General features: G+C 75.5%; 15 protein-coding genes. 9 read left to right on the top strand and 6 right to left on the bottom strand.

Annotation, left to right across the window (positions count from 1 at the left end; translation table 11 throughout):
• Positions 1–200 precede the first annotated feature (200 nt).
• Genes EF903_RS16095 through EF903_RS16110 form a run of 4 tightly spaced genes read left to right on the top strand, consistent with a single transcriptional unit; the run spans position 201 to position 5,039 of the window.
• The gene (locus EF903_RS16095) at positions 201–1,682 is read left to right on the top strand and encodes a Y4yA family PLP-dependent enzyme (RefSeq protein WP_125543921.1); all 1,482 of its coding nucleotides are present in this window, start codon (positions 201–203) and stop codon (positions 1,680–1,682) included.
• Between the two features lie 5 nt (positions 1,683–1,687).
• Positions 1,688–3,007, top strand: coding sequence for a pyridoxal-phosphate dependent enzyme (locus EF903_RS16100; protein ID WP_125543922.1), 1,320 nt, complete (start codon positions 1,688–1,690; stop codon positions 3,005–3,007).
• Positions 3,007–4,263, top strand: a complete 1,257-nt coding sequence (locus tag EF903_RS16105) for an aminotransferase class V-fold PLP-dependent enzyme (RefSeq protein ID WP_125543923.1) — start codon at positions 3,007–3,009, stop codon at positions 4,261–4,263. Before EF903_RS16100 ends, EF903_RS16105 begins: the two co-directional genes overlap by 1 nt.
• An 8-nt stretch (positions 4,264–4,271) precedes the next feature.
• Complete coding sequence (locus tag EF903_RS16110; protein ID WP_125543924.1) at positions 4,272–5,039, top strand: trans-aconitate 2-methyltransferase; 768 nt, start codon at positions 4,272–4,274, stop codon at positions 5,037–5,039.
• 128 nt (positions 5,040–5,167) lie between these two features.
• On the opposite strand, the gene EF903_RS16115 is transcribed toward EF903_RS16110, so the two are convergent.
• From EF903_RS16115 to EF903_RS16130, 4 genes are all read right to left on the bottom strand, one after another.
• Entirely contained in the window at positions 5,168–5,788 is a 621-nt protein-coding gene (locus tag EF903_RS16115) for a TOPRIM nucleotidyl transferase/hydrolase domain-containing protein (RefSeq protein WP_125543925.1), read from the bottom strand.
• Positions 5,789–5,892: 104 nt separating this feature from the next.
• Positions 5,893–6,417: an O-acetyl-ADP-ribose deacetylase gene (locus EF903_RS16120; RefSeq protein WP_125543926.1), complete on the bottom strand. Its 525-nt coding sequence runs from the start codon at positions 6,415–6,417 to the stop codon at positions 5,893–5,895.
• Positions 6,418–7,836: an NAD(P)/FAD-dependent oxidoreductase gene (locus EF903_RS16125; protein ID WP_125543935.1), complete on the bottom strand. Its 1,419-nt coding sequence runs from the start codon at positions 7,834–7,836 to the stop codon at positions 6,418–6,420. It lies immediately after the preceding gene.
• Positions 7,837–7,907: 71 nt separating this feature from the next.
• Positions 7,908–8,732 carry an inositol monophosphatase family protein gene (locus tag EF903_RS16130; RefSeq protein ID WP_125543927.1) on the bottom strand — a complete coding sequence of 275 codons (825 nt, stop codon included), beginning with the start codon at positions 8,730–8,732 and terminating at the stop codon, positions 7,908–7,910.
• 128 nt (positions 8,733–8,860) lie between these two features.
• Between EF903_RS16130 and EF903_RS16135 the strand changes: the two genes are divergently transcribed.
• Entirely contained in the window at positions 8,861–9,301 is a 441-nt protein-coding gene (locus tag EF903_RS16135) for a hypothetical protein (RefSeq protein WP_125543928.1), read from the top strand.
• Positions 9,302–9,311: 10 nt separating this feature from the next.
• On the opposite strand, the gene EF903_RS16140 is transcribed toward EF903_RS16135, so the two are convergent.
• Positions 9,312–9,659, bottom strand: coding sequence for a hypothetical protein (locus EF903_RS16140; protein WP_125543929.1), 348 nt, complete (start codon positions 9,657–9,659; stop codon positions 9,312–9,314).
• 319 nt (positions 9,660–9,978) lie between these two features.
• Between EF903_RS16140 and argC the strand changes: the two genes are divergently transcribed.
• The 4 genes from argC to EF903_RS16160 are packed head-to-tail and all read left to right on the top strand — an operon-like array spanning position 9,979 to position 14,298.
• Positions 9,979–11,016, top strand: coding sequence for an N-acetyl-gamma-glutamyl-phosphate reductase (gene argC / locus EF903_RS16145; protein ID WP_125543930.1), 1,038 nt, complete (start codon positions 9,979–9,981; stop codon positions 11,014–11,016).
• The gene (gene argJ, locus EF903_RS16150; RefSeq protein ID WP_125543931.1) at positions 11,013–12,164 is read left to right on the top strand and encodes a bifunctional glutamate N-acetyltransferase/amino-acid acetyltransferase ArgJ; all 1,152 of its coding nucleotides are present in this window, start codon (positions 11,013–11,015) and stop codon (positions 12,162–12,164) included. The genes argC and argJ overlap by 4 nt, the downstream gene beginning before the upstream one ends.
• Before the next feature lie 17 nt (positions 12,165–12,181).
• Positions 12,182–13,102 (top strand): acetylglutamate kinase, encoded by a 921-nt coding sequence (gene argB, locus EF903_RS16155; RefSeq protein WP_312845929.1) that lies wholly within the window; start codon positions 12,182–12,184, stop codon positions 13,100–13,102.
• Positions 13,099–14,298 carry an acetylornithine transaminase gene (locus EF903_RS16160; RefSeq protein WP_125543933.1) on the top strand — a complete coding sequence of 400 codons (1,200 nt, stop codon included), beginning with the start codon at positions 13,099–13,101 and terminating at the stop codon, positions 14,296–14,298. Before argB ends, EF903_RS16160 begins: the two co-directional genes overlap by 4 nt.
• 115 nt (positions 14,299–14,413) lie before the next feature.
• Here EF903_RS16160 and EF903_RS16165 read toward each other — a convergent pair whose 3' ends face one another.
• Complete coding sequence (locus EF903_RS16165; RefSeq protein ID WP_125543934.1) at positions 14,414–14,899, bottom strand: GNAT family N-acetyltransferase; 486 nt, start codon at positions 14,897–14,899, stop codon at positions 14,414–14,416.
• Between the last annotated feature and the right edge of the window lie 16 nt (positions 14,900–14,915).

The raw sequence follows: 14,915 nt of genomic DNA on the forward strand, positions 1-14,915 counted from the left end.
GTGGTGGTTCTCGGGCCGCCGGAGGGGAGGGTTCCGGGCGGGGGCTTTCGGCGTCGGCGCCGGATTCGTTCCGGCCGCACGCCCCCCGTGCTTCCCCACGCCCCCTTTAGCTGCGGCAGTTGTGGAGCGATGATGTGCACAGCCGTGCGAATCGATCACGGAGCGGGCCCGCAGTCGATCGTCTGGGAGGGACGGCCGGAATGAGCGACGCCCCCTTGTACCTGCAACCGAGGCTCACCGCGGGCCCGGCCTCGCTGCTGCGTGCCGGACCGTTCCTGCACGGGCTCGTCGACGGACTGGGCTCGCCGCTCGCCGTCGTCCTGCCCGAGGAGATCGGGCGCAATGTCGCGCAGTTCGCCGCCGTCCTGCGCCGGCACCGGCTGGGCGGCCGCATCTACTTCGCGCACAAGGCCACCGGCTCCAGCGCCCTCGTCCGCCACCTCGCCGCCACCTCCGCCTGCCTGGACGCCGCCTCGCAGGAGGAGCTCCAGCACGCGCTCGGCGCCGGCTTCACCGGCGGCCGGCTGATGGCGACCGGCCCCAAGGACCCCGCCTTCCTGTGGCTGGCGGCGCGCACCGGCGCCACCCTGAACGCCGACGGGCCCGGTGAGTTGGAACAGGCCGCCCGCCTCGTGCGTGCGCACGGTCTGCCCCGGCTGGACGTCGTGCTGCGACTGTCGGGGTTCGAGGCGGCCGGGGCGCGGACCCTGTCGCGGCGCAGCCGCTTCGGCACCCCGGCCGGGGCGCTGGGCCCGCTGCTGGACCTGCTGGAGAAGCACCGCGACGCCCTTGAGCCCGTCGGCGTCGGCTACCACCTGGACACGACCAGCACGGACGAGAAGGCCACCGCCCTGGAGGGCTGCATCCGGGCGGTCGACGAGCTGCGCTCGCGCGGGTTCCGGCCGCGCGCCATCGACGTGGGCGGCGGATACGGCGTCAGCTACCTGGCGCACGCCGCGCAGTGGGAGCGGTACACCACCGCCCTCACCGAGGCGGCGCTGGGCCGCCGCGCCCCGCTGGCCTGGGGCGGGTACGGCTACGGCCTGCGCGTGGAGAACGGCACCCTGAAGGGCTCGCTCGCCCTCTACCCGGCCCACCGGCCGGCGGCCGGGCCCGCGTACCTGGACGAGCTGCTGTCCCGGCCGGCCCCCACCCTGGGCAGGCCGCTGGGCACGCTGCTGTTGGAGAGCCTCTGCGACGTGTACGCCGAACCGGGCCGCGCTCTCGCCGACCAGTGCGGCCTCACCCTCGGCCGGGTCCTGGAGGTGCGGACCGACACCGGCGGCCCGCCGTGGGTGCGGCTCGCGCTCAACGCCGGCGACGTCGGGCTGGAGGACCACGGGGTGCTCGTGGACCCCGTCCTCGTCCCGAGGAGGGACGAGCCGCCACGTGCCGACGGCTCCGACGGCTCCGGCGGCTCCGGCGCGGTCGGGGTGCACCTGATGGGCAACCTGTGCCTGGAGGCCGACCTGATCACCCGTCGCACCGTCTTCCTGCCGCGGCTGCCGGACCCCGGCGACCTGCTGGCGTTCCCCAACACGGCCGGCTACTGCATGGACTTCACGGCCACCCGGGCGCAGCGGCAGCCCACGGCCCGGAAGGTCGCCGTCAGGGAGGAGGAGGGCGTCTGGCGCTGGTGCCTCGACGAGCAGTACTGGCCGGTCACGGAAGCGGGGGGATGAGGCGCATGAGGTACGACAGCATCACGGAGGCCATCGGCAACACGCCGCTGGTGCGCATCGACCAGGACGTGCACGGACTGCGGAACATCGACCTGTACGCGAAGCTGGAGATGCTCAACCCGTTCGGCTCGCTGAAGGACCGGCCCGCCTGGAACATGGTGCGCGATCGGCTGGCCGGCGCGGCCGCCCGCGGTGAGACGGTCGTCGAGCTGTCCAGCGGCAACACCGCCAAGGCGCTCGCGCTGATCGCGGGGATGCACGGGCTGCCGTTCAAGAGCGTCACCAACCGCATGCGGGTGCCCGAGATCAAGGACCTGCTGCTCCTGCTCGGCGCGCGGATCGAGGAGCTGCCCGGCCAGAGCGAGTGCCTGGACCCGACCGACACCGCCGATCCGCTGACCCTCTTCCACCAGCAGCTCAGCGCCCCCGGGAGCACGCACCTCCACACCGACCAGTACTTCAACCCGCTGAACGCGCAGGCGCACGCCGACGGCACCGGCCCGGAGATCATCGCCGACCTGGACGGCCGGGCGCCGGACTGGTTCATCGCCTGCGTGGGCACCGCCGGCTCCTCGACCGGCATCGCCCGGGCCCTGCGCGCCCATGATCCGGCGGTCCGCGTGGTGGGGCTCGTCGGCGCGAAGTCGGACTTCATCCCGGGCATCCGCACCGCCGACGAGGTGCAGGAGGTCGGCCTGTTCGACCCGGCGGTCTACGACGCGATCGAGGCGGTGACCTCCGACGAGGCCCTGGACGGGATGCTGGTGCTGCTGCGCCGCTGCGGGATGCTCTCCGGGCCGACGGGAGGGGCGGCGTACCACGGCGCGGTGCGGCATCTGCGAGCGCTCGACGCGGAGCTGACGGAGCGGCGGACCGCGGTGTTCGTGGTGTGCGACCGCACGGAGGGCTACCTCGGCTACGTCCGGCAGCGCCGCCCGGAGCTGCTGGGCCGGCCGCCCGTGCGGAACTCCGCCGACACCGTCACCGACGCCGAGCTGGCCGCCGCCCGGTCCGTGGAGGTGCCGGAGGCGCGCGCCTGGGTGGAGTCGGGGCGGCCGCTGGTCGTGGACCTGCGCGGCCCCTTCGCGTACGGGGCGCTGCACATCGACGGCTCGGTCAACATCGTGGACGAGCTGTTCGCGGAACTCGTGCGGGGCGGGCTGCCGTTCAGCACGAGCCGGCCGGTGCTGCTGGCCTGCCCGATCGGCGAGCAGTCCCTGCGCTACGCGGCCCTGCTGACCCGCATGGGGCATCCGGACGTGCGCAGCCTCGCCGGCGGGATCGTCGCGTGGCGGGACGCGGGCGCGCCCCTGGTGCGCGACTGATGGCGGGACCCGGCCCGCAGGCGGATCCGCGGGCGGAGCTGCGGGAGCTGGCGCCGTGGCAGCGGCCGCTGCGCGCCGACTTCCCCATCGTGGCGGCCAACCCGGAGCTGGCGTACCTGGACAGTGCGGCGACCGGGCAGAAGCCGCGGCAGGTCCTGGACGCGGTGTACACCTACCTCACGACCTCCAACGCCAACGCGGGCCGCGGCTCGTACCCGTGGGCGAACGCGACGACGGCCCTGGTCGCGGGGGCCGCGGAGCGGGTGCGGGAGTTCCTGGGGGACCGGTCGGCGAAGGCCGAGGCGGGTGCCGGCGCGGGGCGGGGCGCCGCGGGGCCGTCGTCGGTGCACTTCACCGGCGGGACCACCGAGGGCCTGCGGACGGTGGCCCGCGACTGGCTGCCGCAGCTGCTGCGCGACGGGGACGAGATCGTCGTGCCGTTCGGCGACCACCGGGCCAACCTCGACCCGTGGCTGGAGGCGCGGGACCTGCTGGCCGCGCGCGGGGTGCGGATCGCGGTGCGGGAGCTGCCCTGCCAGGCCGGGACCGGCGACTACGACGCGCGGGCGCTGGCCGCGCTGGCCGGGCCGCGCACCCGCTTCGTGGCGGCGACCCACGTCCACCACGTGTACGGGGCCGACATGAACGTGCACCGCATCCGCGAGGCGGTCGGCCCGGACGTGCCGATCTGCCTGGACGCCGCGCAGAGCGTCGGCCACCAGCCGGTGTCGGCAGCCGACCTGGACGTGGACTTCCTCGTCTTCTCCGGGCACAAGGCCCTGGCCCTGCCGGGGACGGGCGCGGTGTGGGCCCGCGGCGAGCGGGGGCCCGCGTTCCGGCCCGGCGGCTGGGCCGGTACGCCGAACACCGCGGGGATCGCGAGCCTGGCGGCGGCCCTGGACTGGTTGGAGGCCGCCGGGGTGGAGCGGATCGCCCGGTGGACGGCGGCGCTCGCGTCCGTGCTGACCGACGGGCTGTCCCGGATGCCGGCGTACGAGGTGCTCGGCTGCCGCAGCAGCCTCGCGGCCGGCACGGCGGTGCAGCGGCGGGGCTCCATCGTGACGTTCCGCCATCAGGGAATCGGCTCGCAGGACCTGGGGTTCATCCTGTTCAGCCACGGCTTCATGGTGCGCTCGGACGACCACTGCCAGGCGGGTCGGGACCCGCGGGACGGGTCGGTGCGCGTCAGCCTGCACGTCTACAACACACTCGAAGAGATGGAGAAGTTGCTCACCGCCCTCGCCAAGCTGCAATGATTTTCACTATGGACTTGAGTGCGGTGACGGCGGCGCGCTGGGTGGAGCGCTGGGAGTGCCAGCAGCAGCGGTACGCGGTGGACCGCGAGGAGCGGTTCACGGTCATCGCGGACGTCGTCGAACAGGCCACCCGAGGCAGGCGGGACGCCCTGCTGCTGGACCTGGGCAGCGGGCCGGGTGCGCTGGCCGCGCGGCTCGCCGAACGGCTGCCCGGCGCCGAGGTGGTCGCCGTCGACGCCGATCCGCTGCTGCTGGAGCTGGGCCGCGCCCACTACGGGGCCGCCGCGCGGGCGCGGCTGCGCCACGTCCGCTCCCTGATCGGCGAGCCGGGCTGGCTGGACGCGCTCGGCCTGGACCGGCCCGTCGACGCGGCCGTCTCCACGACCGCCCTGCACTACCTCGACCGGGACACCCTGGCCGGCGTCTACCGCGACCTCGCCGAACGGCTGGCGCCGGGCGGCGTGTTCGTCAACGGCGACCACATCCGGCCCGACTCCCCCGCCATCCGCGACCTCGCGGTCGACCTGGGCCGCCGCCACGCCGAACGGAACCTCGCCTTCACTCACGAGGACTGGCAGTCGTGGTGGAAGGGCGCGGCAGCCGATCCCGAACTCGCCCCCTACCTCACCCTCCACGACACCACCTGCCACCCGCCGTGCGCGGACGCGGACCTGCCCGTGTCGACGCACACCGCCCTCCTGCGCGAAGCGGGCTTCCGCGAGGCGGGCACGGTCTGGCAGTACGGCGACAGCCGCGTCCTGGTCGCCCTCCGCTGACCAGGCCCCGCCGCCCGGCGGTCCGGGCAGGCCGCGTCCCCCCGCCGCCCGCCCGGAGTGCCGGCCGGGCCGCGCGGCCGCCGGCGCTCCTGCCCGGCCCGGGCTGGTGAGCCCGCGCCGTGCCCGGCTCACAGCGCGCTGAACAGGGCGTCCAGCGGATCGGGGACCCGGCCGGGATCGAGGGCTGCGGCCAGGAGGTGGCCGTAGCGGATCTTGCGGCCCTTCTTGGTGCCGAGGAAGCGCCGCATCAGGTCCTGCTGGCTCCGGCCCGCCTGCGCGGGCTGGCGCGTGAACGTCCGCCACGGCGTGAGGTCGCCCTCCGTCTCGACGATCTCCTCCACCTTCGGTACGCCCAGCACCCGGATCAGTTCCTCCTCCAGGTCCGCCACACAGACGAAGACCCCCTCGGCGGGGGCACCGGCCCGCGCGAACGCGCGGTCGTAGAAGGGCCGCTCCCGCGCGTCGCACAGCCCTGTGAGGCGAAGCCCCAGGCCCGGCGGGCCCAGGAGGCCGGCGTGGCGCCCGACGTTCATCGCACCGCCCATCGGGACGACGCAGACCCCCTCGGCCTCCAGGGTGCGGCCGAAGCGCGCGGCCAGGGCCTCGAGCGCGGCGAGGTCGCTGCGCCCTTCCACCAGCACCGCGGTCCGTACGCCGCCCTCCGCGACGAGTCGGCGCGCCGCTCCCTCGGAGCCGTGGCCGGCCGCCCAGGCGGTGAGCGTGTCGCGGACGACCCCTGTGTCTGTCATGCGGCCGATTCTGCGGCAGCACCGCCGACCGCGGCACCCATTTTCCGCCCGGCGCCCGCTCCGGTCGGTGCGGGCGCGCGGCCTCTGGCGGGGCGCCCTCGGCGTCAGTCGGCCTCCGAGGCTCCGGTCTGCTCGGCGAACGCCCGGTACGCCCGCTCGTCGTAGAGGACGAACCGGACCTCCTCGACGTCGGTCCCGGCGCTCCGGACCGCCTCCACGGCGATGCGGGCGCCGTCGGCCATCGGCCAGCCGTAGACGCCCGTGCTGATGGCGGGGAACGCGACCGTGCGGGCGCCCAGTTCGTCCGCGACGCGCAGCGATTCGCGGTAACAGGAGGCGAGGAGGGCGGAGCGGTCCTCGTCCCGGGACCAGACCGGGCCCACGGTGTGGATCACCCATCGGGCGGGGAGGCGGCCGGCGGTGGTGGCGACCGCGCGGCCCGTCGGCAGGCCCTTGCCGTAGTGGGAGGCGCGCAGTGCTCGGCAGGCTTCGAGGATGTCCGGGCCGCCGCGGCGGTGGATCGCGCCGTCGACTCCGCCGCCGCCGAGCAGGGAGGAGTTCGCCGCGTTGACGACGGCGTCGGCGTGCTCGGTGGTGATGTCGCCCCGGACGAGGGTGATGCGGACCATTCACGGGGCCTTTCGCAGGTGCCGCCACACGGCTTTGGCCGCGTTGTGCCCGGACATGCCGTGGACGCCGGGGCCGGGCGGGGTGGCGGAGGAGCAGAGGAAGACGGCCGGGTGCGGTGTCGAGTACGGGTGCGGCGACAGGCGGGGCCTGAGGAGGAGTTGGAGGCCGGACGCGGCGCCGCAGGCGATGTCCCCGCCGACGTAGTTGGGGTTGCGGGCGGCGAGCTGCGGCGGGCCGGCCGTGGCGCGGGCCAGGACGAGGTCGCGGAAGCCCGGTGCGAAGCGCTCCAGTTGGCGTTCGACGGCGTCGGTGAGGTCGCCGTCCCAGCCGGCGGGGACGTGCCCGTAGGCCCAGAAGACGTGCTTGCCCTCGGGTGCGCGGCCCGGGTCGACCAGGCTGGGCTGTGCGGTGATCAGGAACGGGTTGCGCGGGGCGCGGCCGCTGCCGGCGAGTTGCAGGGCGGCGTCGATGTCGCGGGTGCGGGGCCCGATCTGGACGGTGCCGGCACGCCGCGGCGCTTCGGCGGTCCACGGGACGGGGCCCGACAGCGCGTAGTCGATTTTGAAGACGGAGGCGCCGTAGCGGTAGCCGTCGTAGAAGCGGCCGAGGCCGGCGATGCGGGCCAGGGCCGTCGGGGAGGTGTCGAAGACGTACGCGCGGGCGGGAGGCAGGTCGTCGAGGCGTTTGACCTCGAAGCCGGTGTGGACGGTGCCGCCCAGGTCGGCCAGGTAGGCGGCGAGGGCGTCCGAGAGGGACTGGGAGCCGCCGCGCGGCATGGGCCAGCCGACGGCGTGCGCGGCGAGGGCGAAGACCAGGCCGACGGCGCCGGTGGCGATGCCGTTCAGCGGGGCGATGACGTGGGCGACGAGCCCGGAGAACAGGGCACGGGCCCGCTCCTCGTGGAAGCGGCGCATCAGCCAGGTGGCGGGCGGCAGCCCGGCGAGCCCGAACCGGGCGAGGGTGAGGGGGTCACGGGGCAGGGCGGTCGCGGGCAGGGACATGAAGTCGCGGACGAGGGTGTCCCACCTGCCGAGGTACGGCTGGACGAGCCGCCGGTAGGCGCCGGCGTCGCGCGCCCCGAGGGAGGCCGCGGTCTCGGCGACCGAACGGGAGAGCACCGCGGCCGTGCCGTCGTCGAAGGGGTGCGCCATCGGCAGCGGCGCGTGCAGCCACTCCAGCCCGTAACGCCCCAGCGGCATCGCGCCGAACGCCGGGGAGCCTGCGCCCAGCGGGTGGACGGCCGAGCAGGGGTCGTGCCGGAACCCCGGGAGGGTCAGCTCCTCCGTGCGGGCTCCGCCGCCGACCGTGCCGGCGGCTTCGTAGACGGCCACCGAGTGTCCGCGGCGGGCCAGTTCGACCGCGGCCGTGAGCCCGTTGGGCCCCGCCCCCACCACGACCGCATCGAGAATCGACGACACCATGTGACCCCTTCGTCCGGCGGCGGCTGCGCCCCCAGGATATTCCGACGCCCTGTGCGCCCCTCGGCGCCTCACACCTCGCGCAGCAGGTCCCGGACGCGCAGGGCGGTGGCCTCGTCCCGGCCGACGGCGAACGGCAGCTCGTTGTCCCGGTCGACCCGGAAGGGGACCCCGGCGACGGTGCTCTGCGCGCCGCCGGCCTCGTCGACGAGGAGCAGCCCGGCGGCGTGGTCCCAGGCGGAGGGCCAGGTGAAGGCGAGCGCGTCGACCTGGCCGCGGGCCACCTTCAGGTATTCCAGTCCGGCCGAGCCGCAGGGCCGGGCGGCGACGCCGGGGACGTCGAGGCGGGAGAGGATCCGCTTGTCGCGGTCGGTGGTGTACAACGGGTGGGCCACGGCGACGCGCAGCTCGGCGCCCGGTTCGGGGGACCCGCAGGCGAGCCGCTCGCCGCCGAGGTGTGCGCCCTGCCCGCGGACGGCGGTGGCCATCTCGTCGAGTGCCGGGGCGAACGTCCAGGAGGCGAGGATCTCGCCGCGGTGGGCGAGGGCGACGAGGGTGCAGAAGGCGGGGTCGCCGGAGACGAACTGGCGGGTGCCGTCGACGGGGTCGACGATCCAGACGGGGGCGTCTGCGCGCAGTGCCCCGTAGACGGTCGGGTCGGCGTGGACGGCTTCCTCGCCGACCACGGTCGAGCCGGGCAGGAGTCGGGTGAGGGCGGCGGTCAGGTGCTCCTCGGCCTTGCGGTCGGCGACGGTGACGAGGTCGTGCGGCCCGCTCTTCTCGTCGACCTCGTGGTCGGCGAGCTGCCGGAACCTCGGCATGATCTCGGCGGCGGCCGCCTTGCGGACGGCTTCCTCGACGGCGGACAGGTCTCGGGCCAGGAACTGTTCGATCATGTCTCCATCACACCATGCCGGGCCGCCGAACCCCACCGGAAATCGGACGCCGGCGGCGGTGTACGCCTCTTGGGGCGGCCGGGCAGGATGGGGTGGTGATCGTGTTCCGCTGTGCGGGGTGCCGGGCCGTGCTGAGTGCCCCGGTGCGCGAGGTCCCGCTGCCGCCCCTGGCCGAGGCGCCGCTGCCGTACGAGGTTCCCGACGGCGCGGAGTGCCCGCCGCGGCTGGCGCCGGGCACCTTCGCCCACGACCCCGAGCCGTACCACCTGTCGTGGACGCACCCGCCCGCCGGCGCGCCGGCCGCCCGGCCCGGGGCCCCGTACGCGGTGCTGGGCAGGGGGGACGTCCGCGGGGTGGCGGAGGTGCCGCGGCGCCGGCAGGGGTGCTGCGGGCCGAGCGGCTCGCAGGGCCCGAACCTGGCGTGCGCGGGGTGCGGGCGGGAGGTCGCGGTGGAGACCGCCGACTGCGGCACCCCGCAGCAGGTGGCGTTCACCCCGGACGCCGTGGTCCTGGGCCCCGTCATCCCGGACGCCGTCATTCCGGCGGCGAATCCGATGCCGCCGGGATGACGCAGCGGGGTCACTCGTCCAGGGCGCGCGCCGTGCCCCAGATGCGGATCATATCCACGGGCTGGGCGCGGACGCGGTCCGCCCGCACGTCCGGGGCGGCGCGGGAGTGCAGGCGGGCGTAGACGTCGGCGCCGTAGTCCGCCAGGGCCGACGCCGGCGGACGCCGCAGCTCCGGGTCGAGCCGGACGCGGTGCCCCTTCGCCGGGGCGAGGGCGTACAGCACCGTCTCCATCGCCTGGACCCGGGCCACGGTGTGCCGGCCCGGCTCATCCCCGGTGGTCGCCTTGGTGATCGCATCGCCGAACTCGGCGCAGGTGGCGGGCCGGTCCGCACCGGCCGCCGTCAACGCGTCGGACATCCGCGCGTTCTGCGGCAGCCCGTTGCGGCGTTCGCCGGTCTCCCGACCGAACACGAGCCGGCCGATCGATCCCCCCGGCCGGCGCCAGGCAGCGGGCCGCCGGCACGGCGACCCGCGGGCGGAGTGGGCGACGTGCCGACGTCGTTTCGGCTCTCCCCGAGCCTCCGGGGCCGAATCTCGACGTGACGTGCGTCACGGGCCCGTCTTGCCGTCCAGAAGTGGGCCGAAGCAACTAACTAAGGTTAGCCTTACCTCAATTGAAGTGCGGAGCTGCTCTTCGGCGCGTCCCGCGCACCCCCACACCAGGAGACGGAAGAACATGACCCTACGGGTCGCGGTGGCCGGAGCCAGTGGCTACGCCGGCGGAGAGATCCTGCGTCTGCTCACCTCGCATCCGGGGACGGAGATCGGCTCCGTCACCGCCCACAGCAGCGCCGGCCGCCTTCTCGGCGGCGTACAGCCCCAGTTGGCCGGTCTTGCCGACCGGGTGCTTGAGGAGACGTCGGCGCGCACGCTGCGCGGGCACGACGTGGTGTTCCTCGCCCTCCCGCACGGGCAGTCGGCGCCCCTCGCCCGCGAACTGGAGCCGGACGCCCTGGTCGTGGACTGCGGCGCCGACTTCCGGCTGCGCGATCCGGCCGACTGGAAGCGGTTCTACGGAACGGAGCACGCCGGGACCTGGCCGTACGGCCTGCCCGAGCTGCCCGGTCAGCGAGAGGAGTTGAAGGGCGCCCGCCGGATCGCCGTGCCCGGCTGCTATCCGACGGCGGTCACGCTGGCGCTGTTCCCCGCCTACGCGGCCGGGCTGGTGGAGCCGGAGGCTGTGGTCGTCGCGGCGAGCGGTACCTCGGGGGCGGGCCGGGCGCTCAAGCCGCACCTCCTCGGCGCAGAGGCCATGGGGTCGATGACCCCGTACGGGGTCGGCGGCGGCCACCGGCACACCCCCGAGCTCATCCAGAACCTGTCGCGGGTGGCCGGCGAGCGCGTGACGGTCTCCTTCACTCCGACGCTCGCGCCCATGCCCCGCGGCATCCTCGCCACGTGTTCCGCCCGGCTCCGGCCCGGTGCGTCGGCCGGCGGCGAGCAGGCGGTGCGCGCGGTCTTCGAAGCGGCCTACGCGGACGAGCCGTTCGTGCGGCTGCTGCCGCCCGGCCGGTGGCCGTCCACCGGCGCGGTGCTCGGCTCCAACACGGTCCAGGTGCAGGTCGCCGTGGACTCCGACACGCGCCGCCTGATCTGCGTGAGCGCGATCGACAACCTGGCCAAGGGCACCGCCGGCGGCGCGGTGCAGAGCATGAACGCAGCCCTGGGCCTGCCGGAGTGGCTGGGCCTGCCCACGAACGGAGTCGCTCCGTGAGCGTGACCGCTGCCCGGGGATTCCTCGCGAGCGGGGTCCCCGCCGGGATCAAGGAGTCCGGGGATCCCGACCTGGCGCTGGTGGTGAACCAGGGGCCGTCCCGGGCCGCCGCCGGCGTGTTCACCTCCAACCGGGTGCAGGCCGCGCCGGTCCGCTGGTCGCGGCGCGTGCTAGCGGACCGGCGGGTCGCCGCCGTCGTCCTCAACTCCGGTGGCGCCAATGCCTGTACGGGGCCGGAGGGCGCCCGCGACACGCAGGCGGCGGCGGAGCGCACGGCGCGGGCCGTCGGCGCGGACCCCGGCGAGGTGGCCGTCTGCTCCACCGGCCTGATCGGCGTCCGCCTGCCGATGGGCCGCCTCCTGCCCGGTATCGACACCGCCGCGGACGCCCTCTCGCCCGACGGCGGAGACGACGCGGCCGTGGCGATCAGGACGACGGACTCGGTGCACAAGACGGCCGCCGCCACCCGGTCCGGGTGGACGGTCGGCGGCATGGCGAAGGGGGCCGGGATGCTCGCCCCGGGGCTCGCCACCATGCTGGTGGTCCTCACCACGGACGCCGACGCGGACGGCCCGCTGCTGGACTCCGCGCTGCGCACCGCCGTCCGCACCACCTTCGACCGGGTGGACTCCGACGGCTGCATGTCCACCAACGACACCGTGCTGCTGCTCGCCTCGGGCGCCTCCGGCACCGCCCCGGACCCGGCCGAGTTCGCCGAGGCCGTGCACACCGTCTGCCTGGACCTGGCCCGGCAGTTGGTCGCGGACGCCGAAGGGGCGTCCAAGGAGATCGAGGTGGCGGTCGTCGGCGCGGCCTCGGAGGAGGACGCCGTCACCGTGGGCCGCTCCGTGGCCCGGAACAACCTCCTCAAGTGCGCGCTGCACGGCGAGGACCCCAACTGGGGCCGGGTCCTCTCGGCGATCGGCACGACCGGCGCCGTCTTCGACCCCGACCGGCTGGACGTCGCGATCAACGGCGTGTGGGTCTGCCGCGACGGGGCCCCCGGCGAGCCCCGGGAGAAGGCGGACCTGTCGGGCCGCCGGATCACCCTCACGGTCGACCTGCGTTCCGGAGACGCCTCGGCGGTCCTCTGGACCAACGATCTCACGGCCGAGTACGTCCACGAGAACAGCGCCTACAGCTCATGAACGGGGTGGAGACACGGATGCGTACCGCAGTCGCACGGCCGGCACCGGAGGCCGGAGCACCGTCCGCGGCGCCGTCCTGGAGTAAGGAGCTCCAAGGCCGGACGGTCGTCGTCAAGTTCGGCGGCAACGCCATGGTGGACGGGGCGCTCCTCGATGCGTTCGCCCGCGACGTCGTGGAGTTGCGCCGGGCCGGCGTGCTGCCGGTCGTCGTGCACGGGGGCGGCCCGCAGATCAGCGCCATGCTCGACCGGCTGGGCCTGGAGTCCCGCTTCGAGGCGGGCCTGCGGGTGACGACCCCGGAGGCCATGGACGTCGTCCGCATGGTGCTGACGGGGCGCATCCAGCGGCAGCTCGTCGCCGCGATCAACGCCTGCGGCCCGTACGCCGTGGGCCTGTCGGGAGAGGACGCGCACACGCTGACCGCCGTGCGGCGCCGGGCCGAGGTGGACGGGCGGCCGGTGGACCTGGGGCAGGTCGGCGAGGTGGTGGCCGTCGACCCCGACACACTGCGGGCCTTACTGGACGAGGGCCGCATCCCGGTCGTCTCCCCCGTCGCGCGCGGCACTGACGGGCAGGTCTACAACGTCAACGCCGATCTCGCCGCCTCGGCGTTGGCGGTCGGGCTCGGCGCGGCCCGGCTCCTCGTCCTCACGGATGTCGCGGGGTTGTACGCGGAGTGGCCGCACAGCACGGAGGTGGTCGACCGGTTGACGGCCGCCGAGCTGGCCGAGCTGCTGCCGGGCCTCGCCGGCGGCATGCTGCCGAAGATGGAGGGCTGCCTGCGGGCCGTACGGGCGGGGGTGGGCCGGGCCCAGGTCCTCGACGGCCGCGTACCGCATGCCGTGATGCGCGGGTTCGCCGCCGGGAGGAGCCCCGGCACGACGATCGTGCCGGACGAACGCCCCGCCCGCCCCGCGCCCGAGGAGGCCCGGCCATGAGCCCCGCCGACGACGGCACCCCGATCACCGCACGGTGGCGGGCGGTCATGATGGACACCTACGGCACTCCCCCGCTGGCCCTCGTCCGCGGCGAGGGCAGCACGGTGTGGGACGAGGCAGGGCGGGCCTACACGGACTTCACCGGCGGGATCGCCGTCAACACGCTCGGGCACGCCCACCCGGCCGCCACAGCAGCGGTCGCGGCGCAGGCCGGGCGGCTCGGGCACGTGTCGAACCTGTTCGCCTCGGAGCCGCCCGTCGCGTTGGCGGAGCGGCTCCTGGACCTGTTGGGGGCACCGGGCCGGGTGTTCTTCGCGAACTCGGGCGCCGAGGCGGTCGAAGCCGCGTTCAAGATCGCCCGGCGTACGGGGCGCCCTCATGTGGTCGCCGCCGAGGGCGGGTTCCACGGCCGCACCATGGGGGCGCTGGCCCTCACCGGCCGGCCGGCGAAGCGGGCCCCGTTCCTGCCGCTGCCCGGGGAGGTGACGCACGTCCCCTTCGGTGACGCGGCGGCGCTCCGTGCGGCCGTCACGGAGCGGACGGCCGCGGTGTTCCTCGAGCCGGTGCAGGGCGAGGGCGGGGTGGTTCCCGCGCCCGCGGGCTACCTGCGCGCGGCCCGCGAGATCACCCGGGCCGCGGGGAGCCTCCTGGTCCTGGACGAGGTGCAGACCGGGATCGGGCGGACCGGCCACTGGTTCGCGCACCAGGCGGTGCCGGGGGCCGACCCGGACGTGGTCACCCTCGCCAAGGGCCTGGGCGGGGGGCTGCCGATCGGCGCGGCCGTCGCGCTCGGTCCGGCCGCCGGGCTGCTGACCCCCGGACAGCACGGCTCCACCTTCGGCGGGAACCCCGTCGCGTGCGCGGCCGGGCTGGCGGTACTGGAGACGGTCGAGAGGGACGGGCTCCTGCCCCACGTCGCCTGGCTGGGCGAGCGGCTGAGGCACGGCATCCGTGCGCTGGGGCACCCGCTGGTCCGCGAGGTGCGCGGGGCGGGGCTGCTCCTGGGCGTCGCGCTCGCCGAGCCGGTCGCCGCGCGGGTGCAGGGGGCCGCGCAGGAGGCCGGTTTCCTCCTCAACGCGGCCGGACCGGACACCGTACGGCTGGCGCCCGCCCTGACGCTGGGCAGGGCCGAGGCCGACGACCTGGTGGCGGCCCTGCCCGCGATCCTCGACGCGGCGGCCGGCACCGAAGGGTGACGGACGGCGCGGTCTGCGGTGCGGGCCTCGCACGGCGGGAGCGTCGCGGCAGCGGAGCCGTCGGGACTTGGGCGCCGCGGCGCCGCGGACCCGGCCGTGATCCGCCGGCCGGGCCCTACAGGGGGCAGGCCAGGACGCGGGCGCCGCGGTCCGGGTCCAGGGACCGCGCCCATGCGGCCGGTGCCAGGTTCGGGGCGACCGGTGCGAAGCCGTGGCGGAGGAAGAGGCGGCCGCTGCCCGTGGTGGCCGTGAACAGGGCCGTCAGGGAGCGGTTGCGGGCCCGGGCGAACGCCGCGTGGAGCAGCCGGGCGCCCACGCCCGAGCCCTGCCGGTGCGGGGCGACGCAGAAGTTGTACAGCACGCCGGCGGCGGGGTGGACGCGCAGCCCGAGGCAGCCTTCGAGGGTGCCGTCGGGGGCCTGCGCGACGAGGAAGTCGGCCGCGTGCGCGAGGTAGAGGGCGAGCGGGCGCTCGCGCAGTGCCCCGGTGCGGACGAACGGACGGGAGAGCGCGGCGAGCGCCTGCGCGTCGTCGCGGCGGGCCGACCTGGTGATCCTCGGCGACGACCCGCGCCGGGTCGAGGCTTCCCGGATCGGGGACATCGAGGTCGTGACGACC

The organism is Streptomyces sp. WAC05292 (assembly GCF_003949955.1).
In the GTDB taxonomy this organism is placed as follows: domain Bacteria; phylum Actinomycetota; class Actinomycetes; order Streptomycetales; family Streptomycetaceae; genus Streptomyces; species Streptomyces globosus.